Source organism: Streptomyces sp. NPDC088097 (genome assembly GCF_044741845.1).
Classification (GTDB): Bacteria; Actinomycetota; Actinomycetes; order Streptomycetales; family Streptomycetaceae; genus Streptomyces.
The window spans coordinates 588,144-607,501 of record NZ_JBIUTJ010000002.1; the positions used below are offsets into that span (position 1 = coordinate 588,144).

At 73.3% G+C, this 19,358-nt stretch carries 16 protein-coding genes; 9 read left to right on the forward strand and 7 right to left on the reverse strand.

The window, feature by feature from the left end:
* Nucleotides 1–67 precede the first annotated feature (67 nt).
* On the reverse strand, nt 68–1,600 hold the full coding sequence (locus tag ACIOD1_RS08615; RefSeq protein ID WP_401901400.1) for an IucA/IucC family protein: 1,533 nt from the start codon (nt 1,598–1,600) through the stop codon (nt 68–70).
* A gap of 189 nt (nt 1,601–1,789) precedes the next feature.
* Between ACIOD1_RS08615 and ACIOD1_RS08620 the strand changes: the two genes are divergently transcribed.
* Nucleotides 1,790–3,334 (forward strand): IucA/IucC family protein, encoded by a 1,545-nt coding sequence (locus ACIOD1_RS08620; protein WP_401901090.1) that lies wholly within the window; start codon nt 1,790–1,792, stop codon nt 3,332–3,334.
* Between the two features lie 137 nt (nt 3,335–3,471).
* On the forward strand, nt 3,472–4,230 hold the full coding sequence (locus tag ACIOD1_RS08625) for a GntR family transcriptional regulator (RefSeq protein WP_365617038.1): 759 nt from the start codon (nt 3,472–3,474) through the stop codon (nt 4,228–4,230).
* Between the two features lie 75 nt (nt 4,231–4,305).
* Here the strand turns inward: ACIOD1_RS08625 and ACIOD1_RS08630 are convergent, their stop codons facing one another.
* Both ACIOD1_RS08630 and ACIOD1_RS08635 read right to left on the reverse strand, forming a co-directional pair.
* Nucleotides 4,306–5,865 carry a S8 family peptidase gene (locus tag ACIOD1_RS08630; RefSeq protein WP_401901402.1) on the reverse strand — a complete coding sequence of 520 codons (1,560 nt, stop codon included), beginning with the start codon at nt 5,863–5,865 and terminating at the stop codon, nt 4,306–4,308.
* Nucleotides 5,866–5,978: 113 nt separating this feature from the next.
* Entirely contained in the window at nt 5,979–6,365 is a 387-nt protein-coding gene (locus ACIOD1_RS08635; protein WP_401901093.1) for a MarR family transcriptional regulator, read from the reverse strand.
* A 205-nt stretch (nt 6,366–6,570) separates the two neighbouring features.
* Here ACIOD1_RS08635 and ACIOD1_RS08640 point away from each other — a divergent pair, with 205 nt between their 5' ends.
* From ACIOD1_RS08640 to ACIOD1_RS08650, 3 genes are all read left to right on the forward strand, one after another.
* The gene (locus ACIOD1_RS08640; protein ID WP_365617036.1) at nt 6,571–7,536 is read left to right on the forward strand and encodes a SigB/SigF/SigG family RNA polymerase sigma factor; all 966 of its coding nucleotides are present in this window, start codon (nt 6,571–6,573) and stop codon (nt 7,534–7,536) included.
* A 199-nt stretch (nt 7,537–7,735) separates the two neighbouring features.
* Nucleotides 7,736–8,821 (forward strand): betaine/proline/choline family ABC transporter ATP-binding protein, encoded by a 1,086-nt coding sequence (locus tag ACIOD1_RS08645; protein WP_365617523.1) that lies wholly within the window; start codon nt 7,736–7,738, stop codon nt 8,819–8,821.
* Nucleotides 8,821–10,614, forward strand: coding sequence for an ABC transporter permease/substrate binding protein (locus ACIOD1_RS08650; protein WP_401901096.1), 1,794 nt, complete (start codon nt 8,821–8,823; stop codon nt 10,612–10,614). Before ACIOD1_RS08645 ends, ACIOD1_RS08650 begins: the two co-directional genes overlap by 1 nt.
* A gap of 84 nt (nt 10,615–10,698) precedes the next feature.
* Here ACIOD1_RS08650 and ACIOD1_RS08655 read toward each other — a convergent pair whose 3' ends face one another.
* Nucleotides 10,699–12,903 (reverse strand): MMPL family transporter, encoded by a 2,205-nt coding sequence (locus tag ACIOD1_RS08655; protein ID WP_401901099.1) that lies wholly within the window; start codon nt 12,901–12,903, stop codon nt 10,699–10,701.
* A gap of 275 nt (nt 12,904–13,178) precedes the next feature.
* Here ACIOD1_RS08655 and ACIOD1_RS08660 point away from each other — a divergent pair, with 275 nt between their 5' ends.
* The 3 genes from ACIOD1_RS08660 to ACIOD1_RS08670 all read left to right on the forward strand — a co-directional run bounded on the left by ACIOD1_RS08660 (nt 13,179) and on the right by ACIOD1_RS08670 (nt 15,389).
* Nucleotides 13,179–14,360, forward strand: coding sequence for a sensor histidine kinase (locus tag ACIOD1_RS08660; protein WP_365617030.1), 1,182 nt, complete (start codon nt 13,179–13,181; stop codon nt 14,358–14,360).
* Nucleotides 14,357–15,025 (forward strand): response regulator, encoded by a 669-nt coding sequence (locus ACIOD1_RS08665; protein WP_401901102.1) that lies wholly within the window; start codon nt 14,357–14,359, stop codon nt 15,023–15,025. The genes ACIOD1_RS08660 and ACIOD1_RS08665 overlap by 4 nt, the downstream gene beginning before the upstream one ends.
* A 142-nt stretch (nt 15,026–15,167) precedes the next feature.
* Nucleotides 15,168–15,389 (forward strand): hypothetical protein, encoded by a 222-nt coding sequence (locus tag ACIOD1_RS08670; RefSeq protein WP_365617026.1) that lies wholly within the window; start codon nt 15,168–15,170, stop codon nt 15,387–15,389.
* Nucleotides 15,390–15,412: 23 nt separating this feature from the next.
* Here ACIOD1_RS08670 and ACIOD1_RS08675 read toward each other — a convergent pair whose 3' ends face one another.
* Entirely contained in the window at nt 15,413–16,510 is a 1,098-nt protein-coding gene (locus tag ACIOD1_RS08675) for an alpha/beta hydrolase (protein ID WP_401901104.1), read from the reverse strand.
* A gap of 289 nt (nt 16,511–16,799) precedes the next feature.
* Between ACIOD1_RS08675 and ACIOD1_RS08680 the strand changes: the two genes are divergently transcribed.
* Entirely contained in the window at nt 16,800–17,147 is a 348-nt protein-coding gene (locus tag ACIOD1_RS08680) for a hypothetical protein (RefSeq protein WP_365617023.1), read from the forward strand.
* 12 nt (nt 17,148–17,159) lie between these two features.
* On the opposite strand, the gene ACIOD1_RS08685 is transcribed toward ACIOD1_RS08680, so the two are convergent.
* Nucleotides 17,160–17,897, reverse strand: coding sequence for a hypothetical protein (locus tag ACIOD1_RS08685; protein ID WP_365617021.1), 738 nt, complete (start codon nt 17,895–17,897; stop codon nt 17,160–17,162).
* A gap of 81 nt (nt 17,898–17,978) precedes the next feature.
* Nucleotides 17,979–19,313, reverse strand: coding sequence for an MFS transporter (locus ACIOD1_RS08690; protein WP_401901106.1), 1,335 nt, complete (start codon nt 19,311–19,313; stop codon nt 17,979–17,981).
* Nucleotides 19,314–19,358: the final 45 nt, after the last annotated feature.

Consider the following 19,358-nt stretch of genomic DNA (forward strand, 5'->3'; position numbering starts at 1 on the left):
CCGGACAGTAGCCCGAGCTGCCGCGGGACTCACCCCCGAAACCGGTCGACCTCACCGCCCGAGCCCCTCACAACGGACTGGGCAGATCGGCCCATTGGTCACCCGGCACGCCCGGGCTCAGCCGCATCAGGGTGAGCGCCTTCACCGGGAGCGGTCCCGCGCGCAGCGCCTCGGTGTCGGCGGTCGGCGGTGCGGCGGCCAGCCCCGCCGCCAGGCTCTCCCCGAACGCCGCCGCGGAACCGGCCGTCGCGGCGAGCGCGCCGGCCGCCAGGGATCCGAACAGCTTGCGCCGCAGCAGGGTCTCGTCGTCCGTGACGAGCCGACCCGCGAGCGCCGGCGCCGCCAGCCCGTGCCGGGCCAGCCGGGCCGGGCTGATCCGGATGTCGGCCAGATCCCGGTACACCAGCCGCAGCGGCGCCCCCTCGGCGGACAGCACGACCAGGAGGTTCTGCCCGTGGGCCTCCAGCGCCACCCCGAGGTCCAGCACCCGCAGGCACACCGACAGCGCCAGCCGGGCGAACTCCGCCCGCCAGGCCGCCGAACCGGCGAGCGGGGTACCGGCCAGGGCCGCCACCGGCACCACCCGCTCGCCGGGGCCCGCGTAGGCCTCCGGGGGCTCGCGCAGCACCGCCGCCAGGTCCGGGCTGTGCGCGGTGACCGCGCCCAGGGTGCGGGTGATGTGCAGGCGCCCGTCGAGCCGTTCGGTCAGGGCCTCGGCGAAGGCGGAGACCACGGAGGCCGTCTCGATGGAGTAGCCGGAGATGTCCCGCACCGAGGAGGTCAGCCGGGTGCTCAGCGCGGTCTTCACGTGGGGGCCGCCGTCCACCGGAGCCAGTGTGCGCAACGCCATCAGCGGGTGCGCGGCCGCGCCCGGCAGCGGTCCCTCGCCCTTCAGCACGTGCTCCGCCTGCCAGGGGTGCACGGGGATCAGGACCCGGTCCCCGTCGCGCAGGTGCTCCGGCCAGTCGCCGTTCACCAGGACTTCAGCGGCCCGCACCGGGACCAGCCCGAGGGTGACCACAGGCCGGTGCTCGGGCGCGTACGCCAGCTGCTCGGCCACCGAGAAGCCGGGCCGGGAGCGGCAGTTCGGGTGGTACGGATGCCCGTCCACCACCCGCTGCTCCCACTCCCAGGTGGTCGCCGGCTCGGGTTCGGGTCCGGTCGGCTGTCCGGCCCGGGAGAGCGCCAGCGAGGCCGTACTGTCGTCCAGTTCGGCCGCGAACGCCGCTCCGTGCGGTACCCGCAGCGCCTCCACCAGCCGCGCCGCCACCCGGTGGGGCCGGCCGTCGAGCCGCACCTCGTCGACCCGGTCCCCGGTCGCGTACGGGTCCGGGGCCGGCCCCTCCAGCCGGCGGCCCCCGCCGAGGAGCAGGGTGAGGGAGCCCGGTCGGTGCTCCCGCCGCTCCACCCACGGCAGCGGTTCGAAGGCCAGCGCCCGCCACAGCCGGCTCAGCACGGCGGCCCGGGCCCCGTCCAGGGCGGCCTCGTAGGCGGGCCCGCGCTCGGGCCGTACGCCGACCAGCGCGCCGGCGAACGCCTCCTCGGCCGTGGTGTGCCCGGCGCGGGGCGTGGGATCGGGAGCGTGCGTGCTGCGGTCCAGGGTTCCGGTCCTTTCGCTTCGCTGTACGTGATGATCACGTCATCATCGCGGATACTGAAGATCACGAGACGCCGCGATGGCGAGATGACGCGACGGGGCGAGGAGGACGGAACGTCCCGCCGCACGGCTCGCCCCCGCGACCTCACGAGACCACGGCCGGTGGTCCACCGCGGACCTCCGGCGCACCGGATGGACCGAATGGAACCAGTGGACCTCAACGCCGCCGCCGACGCCTACGCCGCCGCCCCGCTCCTGAACTGCCTGCTCAGGGAAGCGGCCGACGCCGAGGGCGAGGGCGTGTACCGGCTGCGCGGCAGCGGCCGGCTGCTGCGCGTGAGCGGCGGGCGCCGCCCCGCGGACCCCGAACTGCGCACCCCGCGGGGCTGGTGGCCGCTGGGGCACGCGGAGCTGGTCAAACTCACCGCAGACGAACTGCGCCGTTACACCGGGGTGTCCAACGACGAGCTGCCCGGCGAGATCACCGACAGCCGGGACACGGTCGCCGCGCTGTTGGCCGCGCGGGCCGCCGCCACCGCCCCCGGTGACCCGTACGTCCGCTCCGAGCAGGCGCTGGTGACGGGGCACCCGCACCATCCCGCGCCCAAGGCCCGGGGCGGGGCGCCCGCCGCCGGCTGGTTGCCGTACGCCCCGGAGGCCCACGCCGCCTTCCCGCTGGTCATGCTCGCCGTGCGCGAGGACCAGACGGTGGAGGAGGGTGGGGAAGTCGCCCGTGAGGCGGTCGACGCGCTGGCCGCGATCCTCGACGGCCCCCGTCCGCCCGCCGGTTACCGGCCCCTGCCCGCCCACCCGTGGCAGCTGAACCTCCTCGACGGACGGCCCGGGCTGCGCGAGGCCTTCGCCGACGGGCGGCTGCTGCGGCTCGGTCCGACCCGACTTCCGGTGTGGCCCACCGCCTCCCTGCGCACCGTGTACGCGTCCGGCCCGGCCGGGGACCTGTTCGCGAAGTTCAGCCTCGACGTGCGGATCACCAACGACGTGCGCCGGCTGTGGCGCCACGACCTGCTCAGGCTGCGCCGCGTCGACGCCGCCGTCGAGGCGGGCTTCGCCGACCTGCGCGGACGGACCGGGTCCGACGCCGTCTGGCTGTGCGACCGGGGGTACCGCACCGCCGCCTTCGCCTTCGAGGAGCTGGCCGTCCTCGTCCGCGACGGCCTGCGCCGCTCGGTGCCGCCCGGCTCCACCCCGCTGCTGTCCGCCGCGCTCGCCGAGGGCTTCCCCGACAGCCCGCTCGCCCGTGCGAGCGACCCCGTCGCGTGGTGGGAGGCGTACCTGCGTCACATGGTGCCTCCGGTCCTGGACCTGTTCGCCCGGCACGGGATCGTGCTGGAGGCCCACCTCCAGAACTGCCTCGTGGCCGTCGACGACCGGGGGATGCCGGTGCAGGCCCTCTTCCGCGACGCGGAGGGGGTCAAACTCCCCTCGGACATGCCGCGCGAGGCCGCCTGGCAGCGGCTCGTGTACTGCCTGGTGGTCAACCACCTCGCGGAGGTGGCCGCCGCGCTGGCGGAGCTGCGGCCGGAGGCGGCCCCGGCGGTGTGGCCGGCCGTCCGCGCCGAGTTCGAGCGGTTCGGCGCCGCGCACGGCCTGCCGGAGATCGCCCGGCTCCTCACGGACCCCACGATTCCGGCCAAGACGAACCTGCTGCTGCGCTGGACCCGGGCCGACGGCGCGGACGCCCGTTACCTGCCGCTGCCGAACCCGCTGCGGGGCTGACGCGCGGGGGCGGGCCGGAGTGCGGTTTTGGCCAAGCTGGTGCGGGGAGCGGCCACCCGCGTACCGAAAGGTATAGACCAATGCTAGGTTGATCGGGCAGACCGCGCAGTCCTTGACCACCCGTCAGAGGAGAAGCCATGCCCTCCCCTTCGCGGGGCGGCGGCCCGGCCGCCACGCCCAAGTACCAGCGGATCGCCGCAGCGCTACGGGACGAACTCGAACGCGCCGCCGCGACGACCGGCGCACGACTGCCCTCCGAACGCGTCCTGGCCGCCCGCTACGAGGTCAACCGCCAGACCATCAGGGCCGCCCTCCAGGAGCTGCGCGCCGACGGATTGGTCGTCACCGGCCGCCGGGGCACCCGTGCCGCACCCCGCCGGCATCCGCTGGAACCCGCGGCCCGCCCGGCCGCGCCGGACTCCCCGGCCTCCCACCGCCCCACCCGCACCCAGCTGACCCTGGTCACGGTCCCGCCCTCGCTCGCCGCCCTGCTCGGCATGCGCGGAGGGGAGCGCACCCTGGTCCACCACCACCGCGCCTACGGTCCGGCGGGGGAGACGGTCCGGCACGCGGTGACCTACTTCTGTCCCCGGATCGCGGCCGCCACTCCGGAACTGGCGGTCCACCTCGACCGGGCCGCCACCGACCGGTTCGAGGACCTGCGCCCCCTGCACCGCTGGCTGGAGCGGGCCGCGGCGCGCGGGCGCACCGCCGAGACCATCACCATGACCCGGACGAACCACCCGGCGGCGGGCCCCGCCGGCGGGCTGTCCGTCCGCCGCACCCTCCACGACGCGTCGGGCGGGCTGCTCGCCGTCACGGACCTCACCTTCACGGCCTGGGACCGGCTCACCTTCCACCGGGAGCCGGCGGCCATCGGCTTCCGCGTCAGCTGAAGCGTCCCCGGCCGCCGCGCCTCCGGCCGCCGCGCCTCCGTCTGTCGGGTGGAGGCGCGGTGGCCGGGCGCGGGCTCAGAACCGCAGGGCCCAGCCGTCGACGTAGCCGGTCTGCCCGGCCCGGGCGTCGAACACCCGCAGCCGCCAGACGCCGTTCGCCGTCTCCGAGGAGGCGTCGATCGCGTGGACCACCTTGTAGTCGGTCACGATCCAGCCCTCCCACTCGTCCTTCACGGGGTACTCGGTGCCGTCCGGGGCGATCAGGTCGATCCGCAGCTCTCCGGAGTCCGGGTGCTTGATGTCGATCTCCAGGTCGAGGTCGACCGGAGCGCGCCCGGACACCCCGGAGACCGTCACGGGCGATCGGACCGTCGCGAGATCGGCCACGGGGAAGTCGGTGGTGTTCGCGAAGCGCGGGCCCCGCGGGCGGGGGACCGTGCCGCCGGCGAAGAGCAGCCGGTCGGGCGAACCGGCGAGGTCCATGACCGACCCGGTGGTCGCCGTGGCCACGAGCGCCGCACCCACCTGGGCCGGCGTGGCCGTGCGGTGGGTGGAGAGGTAGAGGGCGGCCACGCCCGTGACGTGCGGGGCGGCCATGGAGGTTCCGGACATGTTCATGTACCAGTCCGTCGACCACCAGGCCGCGGAGGAGATGTCGTCCCCGGGCGCGAACAGGTCCACCAGCGGGCCGTGGTTGGAGTAGGCGGCGCGGTGGTCGTTCTCCCCGGTCGCGCCGACCGTCAGCGCGGTCGACACCCGGGCGGGGGAGTGGCCCGAGGCGTCGATGTCCTGGTTGCCGGCGGCGACGGCGTAGGTGATCCCCGTGGCGATCGAGCCCCGCACGGCCGCGTCCAGGACCTCGTCGGGGTCCCCGCCCAGGCTCATGTTCACCACGGCGGGCCTCACGGCGTTGCGGGTCACCCAGTCGATCCCGGCGACGACCTGCTCGGTGGTGCCCGTGCCCGAGTAGTCGAGCACCCGGACCGCGACGACCTTCGCCTTCTTCGCGACCCCGTGCGTGGCGCCGGCGATTGTGCCGGCGACGTGCGTGCCGTGGCCGTTGGCGTCGTCGGGGGTCATCCCGTCGTCGACGGCGTTGTAGCCGTAGGAGGCGCGCCCGCCGAAGTCCTCGTGCTCGATGTTGATGCCGGTGTCGACGACGTAGGCGGTGACGCCCTCGCCGGCGGGGTCCGGGTAGGCGTAGTCGTCGTTCAGCGGCAGCCGCCGCTGGTCGATGCGGCCGAGACCCCAGGAGGGCGCGTCCGGCTGGACGGCGTCCAGCCGCAGGGTGCGGTTCTGTGAGACGACGGCGACGGCCGGGTCGGCGGCCAGCCGGCGCGCCTGGCGCTCGGACAGTTCGACGGAGTAGCCGTTGACGGCCGAGTCGAAGGTCCGGTGGATCTTCCCCCCGAAGCCCTCGACGACCGACCTGCCGGAAGCGGTACGGGACGCCGCGCGCGCGGGGTCCAGCAGGACCAGGTAGCTCCCGGCCACGGCTCCGGGAGCTCCAGCGTGACGGACGGCTCCCTCCGGCGGGCCGGCGGGCCCGGCCGCGGAGGCGCCCGGGGTGTGGCCAAGGGACAGGGTGGCGGCGACGGCGAGGACGGCGGCGTACCGGCGTCGGGCCCGCGGCATGCTCAAGGGAGGGCGCCGCGTACCTAAAGGGGATCTGGTGGAGGTCATGGCAGCCAAGGCTGCGGCGTCCCGCACCCCCGCACAAGGGCACCCCGGGCCCGGGGCGCCGCCTTCTACTCGGCGGAGGGGTCGCGCCCGGCCGCCGCGAGCGGCTGCGGCGCGGATTCCGGAAGCGGGCCCTCGCCGGGCTCCGCGAGCAGTTCGTCGCCCGGCTTCGCGAGCAGATCCGTGCCGGGCTCGACGAGCCCGTCGGCGGGGTCCGCCGCCGGTACCCCCGTGAGCAGGGCCAAGAGCCCCGCCACCTGTACCCCGGCTTCGACCGGGTGCTTGAACAGGGCTCCCGCGGAGATCTCGTAGCGGTTGCGCCGACCGTCCCGTACGCGACGCAGGTACCCGTCCGACTCCAGGTCGGCCACGATCGTCTGCACGGTCCGCTCGGTGAGCATGCACGTCACCGCCACGTCCCTCAGCCGCACGGCCGGGTCCCGGGCGATGGTCACCAGAACACGTGCGTGATTTGTGAGAAACGTCCAGTTCTGTCGACGCGTCATGCTCCCCATGGGGTCATGATGCGTTACTTGATTCCTGTGACGCAAGACGCGAAACGGGTTTCCGGCAATTCTTGACGTACGAGCCGAAGAAGGCCAACATCTACGGCAGTCAAGGTCCCGCGCCGCAAGCCGACAAGCCCAAGGAGCGAACCCCATGCCGGTCCACGCCCCCCTTTCCCCTACCGCCGACCCCCGCACCACCGCGGCCCGCTCCGCCGCGCTGCCCGGCCCCCGCCGGAGTTCCGCCGCCGCCGCCCGCGCCGCCGGCCTGCCCCGCATCGACGAGCCCCGCGAGATGGCCCCGGCCGACGCGAGGGAGCTCTCGAAGGTCTTCTTCAAGCGACTCCGCGAACTGTCCGAGGGCACTCCGGAGTACCAGTACGTCCGCAACACCCTCATCGAGATGAACGCCTCGCTCGTCCAGTACGCGGTGCGCCGCTTCCGGGCCCGCGGCGACGGCGGCGACATCGAGGACATCGTCCAGGTCGGCACGATCGGCCTGATCAAGGCCATCGACCGCTTCGACCCGGCCCGCGAGAACGAGTTCTCCACCCTCGCCATGCCGTACATCACGGGCGAGATCAAGCGGCACTTCCGCGACACCACCTGGGCCGTCCGTGTCCCGCGCCGGCTCCAGGAGCTGCGCATCGACATAGCCAAGGCCAAGGAGGAGCTGACCGTCCGCCTGGACCGCTCCCCGACGGTCACCGACCTCGCCACCCACCTCGACCTCAGTGACGAAGAGGTCATAGAGGGTCTGGTCGCGGCCAACGGTCACACCAGCGGGTCCCTCGACGCCCCCCAGGCCGACCACGGCGACGGACCGGCCGACGGCGGCCACAGCCTCGCCGACGTGATGGGCGAGGAGGAGCCGGCGATGGAGCTGGTCGAGGACGTCCAGACCCTCGCCCCGCTCCTGGAGCGGCTCACCGACCGCGAGCGCCGCATGCTCCAGATGCGCTTCGGCGACGAGCTCACCCAGGCCCAGATCGGCACCGCCCTCGGCATCTCCCAGATGCAGGTCTCCCGGCTCCTGAACCGCGTCCTGGCCCAGCTGCGGGCTTCGATGCTGGCCGACCCCGACCTGGAGTCGGGTCGCCACCACGCGCTTCAGGCCTGACCGAACCGGTTTCAGGCCGTGAGCTGGGTCACCTACCCGTTTGCCCCGGATTTCATCGGGCATGCGCGGCCATGGAGCGGAATCTCTTGCTCCGGTCATTCGGCCGGACACGAGGTCCGCGCGGGCCGATCCCGCCCCCGCTCCACGGCCCGCCGCCGCCAGCGGTGCGGCCGTATCCGGTACAACCCGCGAGGTGCATGTGTCCACGCTCCAGGCCGAGCACGTCTACAAGGTGTTCGGAAGAGGCTCCAAACGCGGAGCTGACCCCGTCCGGGCGCTCGAACGCGGCGCGAGCCGCGAAGAGCTGCGCGCCGACGGTGTCACGGCGGCCGTGATCGACGCCTCCTTCACCGTCGAGCCGGGCCAGATCTTCGTCGTCATGGGTCTGTCGGGCTCCGGCAAGTCCACCCTCCTGCGGATGCTGAACGGACTGCTGGAACCCAGCTCGGGTCGCGTCCTGTTCGACGGGGAGGACATCACGGCGCTCAGCGCGAGTGATCTCCGTCACGTCCGCTCCACCAAGATCTCCATGGTCTTCCAGCACTTCGCGCTCTTCCCGCACCGCGACGTCCTGGCCAATGCCGCCTACGGTCTGGAGGTCCAGGGCGTCCCCCGGGCCGAGCGCGAACGGCGCGCCGCAGAGGCGTTGGCGCTGTGCGGGCTCGGCGGTTGGGAGAAGTCCTGGCCCGACGAGCTGTCCGGCGGCATGCAGCAGCGCGTGGGCCTCGCCCGCGCCCTGGCCACCGACGCCGACCTGCTCCTGATGGACGAGTCGTTCAGCGCCCTTGACCCGCTGATCCGCCGCGACATGCAGGACCAGCTCCTCGAACTCCAGCGGACCCTGAAGAAGACCATCGTCTTCATCACCCACGACCTCAACGAGGCCATGCGCCTGGGCGACCGCGTCGCCGTCATGCGCGACGGCCGCATCGTCCAGCAGGGCAGCGCCGAGGACATCCTCACGCGCCCCGCCGACGACTACGTCGCCTCCTTCATCCAGGACGTGGACCGCTCCCGCGTGCTCACCGCCGACGCCGTGATGGACGAGGCCCCCGCCGACGCGGACGCCTGCGACTGCCCCACCGTCGCCGCCGACACCCCGCTCGCCGACCTGTGCGCCGTCAGCGCCCGCGTGCCCCACCCGGTCGCGGTCACCGACGCCCAGGGCGTCGTCCTCGGCACCGTCTCCCAGGACCGTCTCGTCGCCTTCATCGGCGACGAGCAGCGGCCCCCGATGGCCTGTGTCGGCGCGGACGCGCACACCGGCCGGGAGGTGGCCGCCTGATGCCCCGCTTCCACCTCGGCTCCTGGGCCGACAGCGTCGTCGACTTCCTCCAGCTCCACCTGTCCTGGCTCTTCGACGCCGTCACCACGGCCGTCACCGGCCTCTACGACGGGGTCGACGCGGTCCTCTCCGCCCCCGCCCCGCTGCTCTTCGCGGGCATCCTCGCCGTCGCCGCCTGGTGGCTGCGCGGCCTGCTCGCCGGACTGCTCGCCTTCGCCGGTTTCGCACTGGTGGACTCCGTGGCCCTCTGGGACGAAGCCATGTCCACCCTGTCCCTGGTGCTCGTCGCCACGCTCGTGACGCTGGTGTTCGCCGTGCCGCTCGGCATCTGGGCGGCACGCTCCGACCGCGTCAGCGCCGCCATGCGCCCCGCGCTGGACTTCATGCAGACCATGCCCGCGATGGTCTACCTGATCCCCGGCATCATCTTCTTCGGCGTGGGCGTGGTTCCCGGCATCATCGCCACGATCATCTTCTCGCTGCCGCCGGGCGTGCGCATGACCGAGCTGGGCATCCGGCAGGTCGACGCCGAACTGGTCGAGGCCGCCGAGGCCTTCGGCACCGCCCCGCGCGACACCCTCGTACGCGTCCAGCTCCCCCTGGCCCTGCCCACCATCATGGCCGGCGTCAACCAGGTCATCATGCTCGGCCTGTCCATGGTCGTCATCGCCGGCATGGTCGGCGGCGGCGGGCTCGGCGGCGCCGTCTACAAGGCCATCGGCAGCGTGGACATCGGCCTGGGCTTCGAGGCCGGCCTGTCCATCGTCATCCTCGCCATGTACCTGGACCGCATGACCGGGGCCCTGGGCCGCCAGGTCTCCCCGCTCGGCCGGCGCGCCCTGGCCAAGGCCCGCTCCGCCGCGAGCGGTTCCACCAAGGTGTGGCAGTACCGTCCCCAGCCCGCGTACGCCGTCACCGCGGCCGTCGTCCTCGCCCTCGTCGCCGGCGGTCTGAACGCCTTCGGCGGATCCGCCTCCACGGGCGGTGTGACCGGCGCCGACAACGTGGGCAAGGGCCGCAAGGTCAGCATCGGCTACATCCCCTGGGACGAGGGCATCGCCTCCACCTTCCTGTGGAAGGAGCTGCTGGAGCGCAAGGGCTTCGAGGTCGACGCCCGCCAGATGGAGCTGGGCGCCCTCTACACCGGCCTCGCCGGAGGCCAGCTCGACTTCCAGACCGACTCCTGGCTGCCCGTCACGCACGCCGACTACTGGAAGAAGTACGGGAACAAGCTCGACGACATGGGCTCCTGGTACGGACCCACCTCCATCGAGCTGGCCGTCCCCTCCTACATGAAGGACGTCAAGTCCCTGGAGGACCTCAAGGGCAAGAGCGGCGAGTTCAAGGGCCGCATCATCGGCATCGAGCCCAGCGCGGGCGCCATGTCCGCGCTGAAGGGCAAGGTGCTGAAGGAGTACGGCCTCGAAGGCGAGTACAAGGTCGTCGACGGCTCCACGCCCGGCATGCTCTCCGAGCTCAAGCGGGCCTACGACAAGAAGGAGCCGGTCGTCACGGTGCTGTGGTCCCCGCACTGGGCCTACTCCAGCTACGACCTGACCAAACTGGCCGACCCCAAGGGCGCCTGGGGCAAGGGCGACGGCATCCACAGCCTCGCCCGCAAGGGCTTCGCCGCCGACGAGCCCGAGGTCGCGGCCTGGCTGAAGAAGTTCAAGCTGACCGAACCCCAGCTCACCAGCCTGGAGGCGAAGATCCAGGAGGGCGGCAAGGGCAAGGAGCAGGATGCCGTCCGCGGCTGGCTGGACGACCACCCCGAGGTCGCCGCACTGGTCTGACCCGGGAGGCACGCCGAAGCGCCGGGGGCGCGGAGATCCGTCACGGATCCTCCGCGCCCCCGGCGTTCGCATGCCCGGCGGGACCTACACCGTGACCCGCTCGGCCTCCGCCCGGTGCGCGGGGGCGGACGGGGTGTCGGCGCGGACACGGGGGCGCAGCGGCCACCACACGGACCGGCCCAGCAGCGCGGCCAGGGCGGGCACCAGCACGATGGACAGCAGGAAGGCGGAGAGCAGGATCCCGACCGCCGTGGCGAAGCCGGTCTGCTGCGTACCCGGATGCGGGCTCACCGCGAGGCTCCCGAAGGAGGCGGCCAGCACCAGACCGGCCGTGGCGATCGCCGGCGCGGTGTGGCGCACGGCGCGGGCCACCGCCGCGCGGGCCGGACCCGGGCGTTCCATCTCCTCCCTGATCCGGTCGCTGATGAGGATGTTGTAGTCGGTGCCCAGCGCCACCACGAACAGGAACAGCACCAGCGGCAGGGTGAAGTCCACGCCCGGCCGGCCCAGCCCGTGCTGGAACACCAGCGTCGAGGCGCCCAGCGTGGCCGTGAAGCCGAGTCCGACCGCCAGCATCAGCACGACCGGGGCGAGCAGGCTGCGCAGCAGTACCAGCAGGATCACCGCGATCAGCGCGGCGGCCACCGGGAAGATCACCTTCAGGTCCTCGTCCACCGCCACCGCGATGTCCGCGAACACGGCAGCGGTACCGCCGACATGGGCCTCGGTCCCGGCGGGCAGCTGTGCGCGGACCGTCTCCCGGACCGGCCCGGAGGCCAGGTCACGGGCCTCCTGGGTGGCGGAGTCGGCCGTGAGCAGCAGATCGATCCGGGCCGCCTTCCCGTCCCCGCTCAGCACCGTGGGCGCGACCTGCCCCACCCCGGGCACCCGGGCCAGGGCTCCCGTCAGGGACGCCACCCGGCCGGCGGTCAACGGGGCCCCGTCGGTGACGGAGACGAACACCGTCGTCGGGTCCGACACCCCGGCCGGCAGGGCCCGCGAGATCTCCGCCGCCGTCTCGACGGCGGCCGTGCGCTCCCCGCTCGTACCGCCCTGCCCGTAGTCCATGCGCATCCCGGCCAGACCGGCCGTCAGCGTGCCGAGCAGCGCCAACGAGGCGAGCACGAGCGCCACCGGACGCCGGGCCACCGCGGCGCCGAGCCGGCCCGCCGCGCCCTCGCGCGGGGTCCGCCCCAGGGCCCGGGAGGGCCAGAACATCCGGCGACCGGTCACGGCCAGCAGGGCGGGCATCAGCGTCAGGCTGCCCAGCAGCATCACCAGAACCGACACCGCGATGGCCGGCCCCAACACCCGGAACTGGCCGAAGGAGGCGATCCCGAGGGTGGCGAACGCGGCGACGATCGTCAGCGCCGCCGAGGTGACCGCCGTCCCGACCCGGCCCGCCACCTCCCGGGCGGCTTCCCGGCCGGACTGGTCGGGGTGGGCCCGCAGCTGCTCGCGGAAGCGGAACAGGAGGAAGAGGAAGTAGTCGATCCCGATGCCGATCAGCACCACGTTGATCAGCCCCGGGGTGGACGGGGCCAGCCGGACGCCGGTGGCCAGCGAGGCCAGGACCACCGCCCCGGCCGCCGCGCCCCCGATGATCGACACCGCGAGCAGCGGCAGCAGCGCGGCGAGGGCGCTGCGGAAGACGAGCACGTGCAGCAGCACGATCAGCCCGGTCACCACGCCGCCGACGACCATCGACCGGGTCTTCTCCGCGTCCGCGGTGTCCACCGTCGCGGCCAACCCGCCCGTGAACCCCGTACGCAGTCCCGCCTCCTCGAAGGCGGCCCGGCTCCGCTCCCGGAACGCCCGGTAGGTGGCCTGCACCCCGGGATCCTCCGGGTTGCCCTTCAGTTCGACGGAGAGCAGCCGGAAGGACCGGTCGGGCGCGGTCATCCCCGCGCCGATCCGGGGGGTCTGGGAGTGGTCCTGGACGAACGGCGGGTCGTCCTCCGTCCTCGGCATGACGATCCGCTGCCCGGCCAGCTTCCCGGAGACCTCCTCGATCCGCTTCTCGTCGGCGGCGCCGAGCGCGGCCCCGTCGGTGCGGGCCACCAGCACCGTCAGGGGGTCGGAATCGGGGCGCGCCCCGAAGCTCTCCTCGGCGATCCGGAGCGCGGCGGCCGAATCGTAGGAGGCGGGCAGGAACCCGTCGTTGCCGGGCTGCGTGGCACGGAAGACGAACACCTGGCCCAGGATCGTCAGTCCGATGCCGAGCACCGCCCAGAGGGCGATCACCTTCCACGCGTTCCTCGTCGAGCATCCCGTCAGGGCGCGGATCACTGTTTCTCCTCCTGGTCCGTACACGGTCCGCCGGGGTTCCCGGCATGTCTCCAGACCATCAGTCGGCTGGCCGGGAAACGTCCCGGCACAGGAGGAGTTCCCGACCGGGACCAGGGTCCGGACGTGGGCCCTGACCAGGACCAGAGTCCTGGTCGGGGTCCTACCGGGGGCCGGTGCGCGACCATGGGGGCGATGCCAGAATGGGCACAGGAGACCGGTCGCCCAGGTCCGGCGCCCGCCGGGACCGCGCGCCGGCCGGGGGAGGACCGGTGACGATGGACACGCCCGCGGAGAGGCCGGGGTGGACCCGGGGCGACGCCCTGGTGGCGGTCGGGGCCGTCGCAACCGACCTCATGGCGTTCTCCTTCGGCACCCTGTACGAAGGGGCCGCCCTCCGGGTCACCACGGCGTGCGTCGTGGTCCTCTCGGGCCTGCTCCTGGTGCTGCGGCGCCGCTACCCGGTGGCGGTCTACGCGGCGGTCCTCGCCCTGAACGTGGTCGTCAACCTCGGGCTGCCGATCGAGGCCCACTTCAGCCTCACCGTGACCGTCGGCCTGTACACCGTGGCGCGCCAGTCCCGGCCCGCCGTCATCGCCCTCGCCTTCCTCCTGTCGGTGCCGCTGCCCTCCGTCGGCCAGGGCGGCGCGTTGCTGGCCGACCTCTGGGGACCGCTCGCCAACGGCCTCGCGGCCTCCGTGGTGGTGGCCACCGCGCTGGTGGTCAAGCGGTGGCAACGGGAGGTCGAGGCCAACCGGCAGCTCCTCGCCGACCGGGCCGTCGCCGAGGAACGCCGCCGCATCGCCCGCGAGCTCCACGACATCGTGGCCCACCACATCACCACCATGCAGTTGATGGCCGGTGGCGCCCGCGCCAACCTGGAGCACGACCCCGAGGCGGCCCGTGAGGCCCTGATGGTCCTGGAGGGCTCCGGGCGGATGGCGCTCGGCGAGATGCGCCAGCTGCTGGACGTGCTGCGCGCCGGGGAGGAGCCCGAAAAGGCCCCGCCCGCGCCGCAACCCGGGGCGGACGACCTCGAACGGATCGTCACCGAGTCCCGCCTCGGCGGCATGGAGACGGAGTTCACCGTCAGCGGTCCGGTCCGCCCGCTGCCGCCCACGGTCGGTCTGACGGTGTTCCGGGTGGTGCAGGAGGCTCTGACCAACGCCCGCAAGCACGCGGGGGAGGCGAGCGCCCGGGTCCGGCTGACCTACCACCACGACGAGGTCGCCGTGGAGGTCTGCGACGACGGGCCGGGCGACGGACCGCCCCGCCGCACCACGACCGCCCGGCCCCCGGGGCAGGGCGGGTACGGTCTGATCGGCATGCGCGAACGCGTCGTCCTCCAGGGCGGCACCCTGGAGGCGGCCCCGCACCGCGACGGCGGCTTCCGGGTGGCGGCCCGCATCCCGGTGGCGCCCGGAGCCGGCGCACCCGAAGCAGAGGAGGGACACCGTTGATCCGCGTACTGATAGCCGACGACCAGCCCCTGGTCCGGCGGGGCCTGGCCCTGATCCTGGCCCCCCACCCGGACGTCGAGGTGGTCGGCGAGGCCGGCGACGGAGCCGAGGCCGTGGCCCTCGCCCCGGTGCTGCGGCCCGACGTGGTGGTGATGGACATCCGGATGCCCGTCCTCGACGGGGTGGGGGCCACCGTGGAGCTGGCCCGGATCCGGCCCGCCGCGCGGGTACTGGCGCTGAGCACCTTCGACATGGACGAGTACGTGGTCGCCGCCCTGCGCGCCGGCGCGTACGGCTTCCTGCCGAAGGACGTCTCCCCCGAGGAGCTGATCGCGGCCGTCCGGACCGTGCACGCCGGCGAGGCGGTCGTGGCTCCCCGCCTGCTGACCCGACTGATCTCGACCTACGTACGGGCCACCCCGCGCGAGCCCCGCCCCGCCCCGGCCGAGCCCGGCGGGCTCACCCCGCGCGAGCTGGAGATCTGGCGGCTGCTCGCCGGCGGACGCGACAACGCGGAGATAGCGGCAGAACTGGACATCAGCGTCTCCACGGTCAAGAACCACATCACCGGCATCTTCGGCAAGCTGGGCGTGCGCGATCGCGCCCAAGCCGTCATCGCCGCGTACGAATCGGGCCTCGTCGAGGCCGAACGCAGGATCACTTGATCACCAAGTGCCCCCAGAGGGCCTGATTCGGCCCGGCCGCCGAACCTCTGACCAGGCAAAACACTGGAGGATCTGCCCGTGCGGGCGCACCGTCGGGCATGGCAGAGTGCCATCAGCACAACCGCCGTACCAGGGAGCCGCCATGCGTGACCCGCAGCCCATGTGTCCGCCGCTCGCGGTGGCGCCGGAGCGCCGGACCGATCCGAGCCCGCTGCCGTCCTGTCCGCTCTGCGCAGGCGTGCCGGAACGGATCTCCTGGCGCCAACGCCCCGGCGATCCCGTGGTCCTGGTCTTCGACCCCTGTGGCCACCGCCACACCTCACCGGCCCCGCCGGTCCTCGCCGTCACCCCGCCCCGCGCCTGAGCGGGAAGCCGGCCGCCGGTCGGTCAGGGACTCGGCACCGGGCCGCGCATGTGGGCGCTGATCCACTGGATCAGCCCGCCGTCGTGCATGCCCGGGACGTAACTGTAGGCGTCGTGGCCGCCGCCCTCGTCCACGTGGAACCGGGTCTTCACCGGGCCCTTGCCGTACTGCTGGACGAACTTCTCGATGGGCGGGCGGTTCTGGACGTCGCTGCCCTTGGTGCCGACCTGGAAGGCCAGGTAGACCTCGGGGCCCTTGCGGTCGATGAGCCTGCGGGCCAGTTCCGGCGGGCTGTTGTCCAGCTTCTCCTTCGCGTGGCCCTGCCACAGCCGGGAGTCGGGCAGGATGTCCGGCCCGCCGGCGATGACCGCCTTGAAGCGGTCGGGCTTCTGGAGGACCGCCTTCAGCCCGGCGAACCCGCCCGTCGAATTGCCCATGAACGCCCAACCGTCGCGGGACTTGATGGTCCGGAAGGCGGAGCGGACCAGGTCCGGGACGTCCTCGGTCAACCAGGTCCCCATCCTGGGCTGACCGGGAATGTCGCTGCCGTCCCAGTACAGGCCCTCCTTGCCGTCGGACTGTGGGTTGAGCACCGGCATGGCCAGGATGAACGGCAGACTGCTGCCGTCCTGCGACCACTTGGAGATGCTCGCCTCCAGCTTGAGGTTCCGGTCCATCCAGTAGTTGGTGGGGAACCCGGGGCCGCCGGGCAGGGCGACCATCACGGGGAAGCCGCTGTGCGCGTACTTGGGGTCCTTGTACTGCGGGGGCAACCACAGCCAGACCTTGCCGGTGAACCCCGACTTCTTCCCTGCCAAGGTGGTCACCATCACCTTGCTGCCGTCCTCCGGGATGGTCGCGGCGATCTTCAGCTCCGGCTCCGGACCGGTCGGCATCTGCGTGAGGCCGTCGGCGGAGGAGCCGGGAGGGCCGTCCCCGCCCGCGTTGTCGTCGAGCCGTACGGTGTCACCGGTGTCGGAGAACACCTCGAAGTAGGAGGCGGCGCCCCCGGCCACGGCCGCGACGACCACCAGGGCCACCGCGCCCCCGATCCACCGGCGTCGGCGCGCGCCCCGGCCCCGGCGCCCCGTCCGGGTCGTGCCCGTTTCCTCGTACCGCATCGTCTGTCGCTCCTCCGGACCGTTCCTCGGCGGTCGGTCGAGCCGCCAGCGTAAGAGAGCGGAGAAACAAAGGCGCGGTTCGCCACCAACAGGTATGAAAAGGGCAAACGGAAAGCCATATTCCTATTTCGTCGCGCGGCGCACGACTTCCTCACCACGCAAACCGTGGAGGACCCGTGGCGGCCCGCCCCTTTCGACCTCGTATCCTGCATCTGAGCTCGTCCCCCGAGCCGCACAGACGAGCCGCGCCGGGCCCCGCCCACCGCGCGGCGGGAAAGGGAGAACCCTGATGGACGTCCAGCACTTCGAGCGGATCACCGCGTTCATCGAGGCGCGGCTCACCCCGCTGTTCGAGGCGGAGACCGGAAGTGAGAGCGGTTTCGCCATGGACGACACCTCGCGGGCCCTGCGCGCGCTGCGCAACAGCGTCCTGGAGGCCTCCGCCGTCAAGGGCCTCCTCACCGAGCGGGAGTCGGCCGAGCCGCGCACCCGCAGCATCATCGACCAGTCGGTGGAGCACCACTGGGACGTGCTGCGCGGCATCGCCCGCCAGTGGGAGGACCACACGGACTTCCGCCGGGAGTTCAAGCGCCACGCCTGGGAGCTGGACGCGACCCCGGCCCCGGCCGGCGCCTGACCGAGGGTTGCCCTACGGGCTGGGTGCGCCGCCGATCAGGTAGTCCACCCGGCGCCGCAGCCCGCTCCAGCGCCGGTCGTGGTGGTAGGCCCGCTTGATGGTCCGGGCCCGCGCCCTGGGCCGGCCCGGATAGAAGCGGCGCGCCCAGGGGGAGACGGGCCGGGCCAGCCGCACCGCCGCGACCAGCGCGATGAGCGGGACGATGACGCCGAGGACGGCCATCCGGGGCTTGCCCTTGATCAGGGCCACGACTGCCAGCGCCAGATTGAGGAGCACGGTGCCCACCGCGGTGAGCCGGTTCTGCTCCTCGTCGGGGGTCAGCCCGTCGACGCCCAGCGGCAGGAACCCGCAGAGCAGCAACGCCGCCAGCGCCGAGGTCATGATCACCACCTCGATGCTGATGGTGCCCTCCTTCGTCCAGTAGACGTCGCTCAGGTGCAGGATCAGCGCGAACTCGTCCAGGACCAGCCCCGTCCCCATCCCGAACAGCACGGCCGCCGCCGCCGCGCCCCACCCCGTACGGCCGCCCCCGATCGCCGTGAATCCGCCGACGGTCATCAGGATGACCCCCGGGACGCAGTGGTGGACGTGCAGGCCGCCCGGTGTGACGTTGCGAAAGGGGCCCTTCCCCGCCCGGATCATGCGGGTGATGATCCGGGTGGCGGCGAAGGTGACGACGAACGCCGAGAGCGCGAGGAGCAGGGGCAACTTCCCCGGCTCCAGGATGTTGCGGTACCACCAGTCGCCCATGCCGTCACCTTGGCGGGCCCGGTCGCGCCCCGCACGACGGGGACCGCCGTTCGGGGGCGGCCCGCCGGGCCCCGCCGCGCCTCAGACCGCGGTGGCGTCGGGCTCCTTCACCGCCCCGGGTTCCTTCGCCGCTCCCGCGGTGTCGGTCGCCTCGCGGGCCGCCCGCCGGGCCAGCGCGTCCGCGTCGGTGTGCGCGTCGTAGGAGATCAGCTTCGGCAGCAGCGCGGCCAGCAGCCCCACCGAGGCCACACAGGCGAGACCGCCGCTCCAGAAGGCCGGCCGGGTGCCCGTCCAGCCGGCCATGGTGCCCGCCCGGACCTGCCCGAGCTGTGGGCCCACGCTGTACGAGAGCACCTCGATGCCGGCGAGCCGCCCGCGCAGCTCCTCGGGGATGGTCTGGTTCCAGATGGTGGCCCGGCCCAGCCCGCTCAGCATGTCTCCCGCCCCGGCCACCGCCAGGCACAGCAGCACGAGCCAGATGCCGGAGAACCAGCCGGCCGCCGCGATGGCCAGGCCCCAGGCGGCCGCCCCGAACACCACCAGCAGCCCGTGCCGGCGCACCCGCGACACCCAGCCGCTGGTCATTCCCAGCACCAGGGAGCCCACGGCCCCGGCCGCGTACATCAACCCGAGCGCCCACGCGGCGTCCAGTTCGTCCGCGAGGAAGGGCAGGATCGCGTTGGGGAAGGCGAAGAACATCGCCGCCATGTCCACGGCGTACGTCCCCAGCAGCACCGGCCGGCTCCACGCGTACCGCGCGCCCTCGGCGATCGCCCGCAGCGAGGGCTTCTCCCCGCCGCCGACGGGCGGCGCCGGCCGCAGCCGGCCGCACAGCACCACCGAGACGACGAACCCGACGACGGTCACGGCGTACGCGGGCGCGTACCCGGCCCAGGCGACGACCACGCCCGCCAGGGCGGGACCCGCGATGGCCCCGAACTGGTAGCGCAGGCCGTTGAGCGCGGCGGCCGCGCTCAACTGGTCGTGCGGCACGATCCGCGCCATGAGGGAGTCCAGCGCCGGGCGCTGGAGGCCGGTCAGCGCGGAGACCCCGGCGGCGACCACGTACAGCGGCCACAGCAGGGGCTCGGGCAGCAGCGAGTTCACCAGCAGCGCCAACGCGAGCACCCCGAGGCCCGCCTCGCTCAACAGGATCAACCGCCGCCGGTCCACCGCGTCGGCGAGCGCGCCCCCGTACAGGCCGCAGACCACCAGCGGCACCAGTTCCACCGCGCCCATCGCCCCGACCGCGAGGGGCGAATCGGTGAGGTGCTTGATCTGGAGGGGCAGGGCGATCATCGCCATGAACGAGCCGAAGAAGGTGACGGTGCCCTGGTAGAAGAGGAGCCGGAAGTCACGGCTGGAACGCCAGGGGGCGAGGTCGGGAAGTACGGCGGTCAGACGGGGGGTGCTCACGAGGGTCCATCGTCCGCTGGCCCCTGCGCCGGCTGCAACGCAATA

What these genes read in the sequence shown, in the direction of transcription:
- ACIOD1_RS08620 (WP_401901090.1), top strand. Translation starts at nt 1,790, where the DNA reads ATGGACCGAATGGAACCAGTGGACCTCAACGCCGCCGCCGACGCCTAC.
- ACIOD1_RS08625 (WP_365617038.1), top strand. Translation starts at nt 3,472, where the DNA reads ATGCCCTCCCCTTCGCGGGGCGGCGGCCCGGCCGCCACGCCCAAGTAC.
- ACIOD1_RS08640 (WP_365617036.1), top strand. Translation starts at nt 6,571, where the DNA reads ATGCCGGTCCACGCCCCCCTTTCCCCTACCGCCGACCCCCGCACCACC.
- ACIOD1_RS08630 (WP_401901402.1), bottom strand. Translation starts at nt 5,865, where the DNA reads ATGCCGCGGGCCCGACGCCGGTACGCCGCCGTCCTCGCCGTCGCCGCC.
- ACIOD1_RS08650 (WP_401901096.1), top strand. Translation starts at nt 8,821, where the DNA reads ATGCCCCGCTTCCACCTCGGCTCCTGGGCCGACAGCGTCGTCGACTTC.
- ACIOD1_RS08670 (WP_365617026.1), top strand. Translation starts at nt 15,168, where the DNA reads ATGCGTGACCCGCAGCCCATGTGTCCGCCGCTCGCGGTGGCGCCGGAG.
- ACIOD1_RS08680 (WP_365617023.1), top strand. Translation starts at nt 16,800, where the DNA reads ATGGACGTCCAGCACTTCGAGCGGATCACCGCGTTCATCGAGGCGCGG.
- ACIOD1_RS08675 (WP_401901104.1), bottom strand. Translation starts at nt 16,510, where the DNA reads ATGCGGTACGAGGAAACGGGCACGACCCGGACGGGGCGCCGGGGCCGG.
- ACIOD1_RS08685 (WP_365617021.1), bottom strand. Translation starts at nt 17,897, where the DNA reads ATGGGCGACTGGTGGTACCGCAACATCCTGGAGCCGGGGAAGTTGCCC.
- ACIOD1_RS08660 (WP_365617030.1), top strand. Translation starts at nt 13,179, where the DNA reads ATGGACACGCCCGCGGAGAGGCCGGGGTGGACCCGGGGCGACGCCCTG.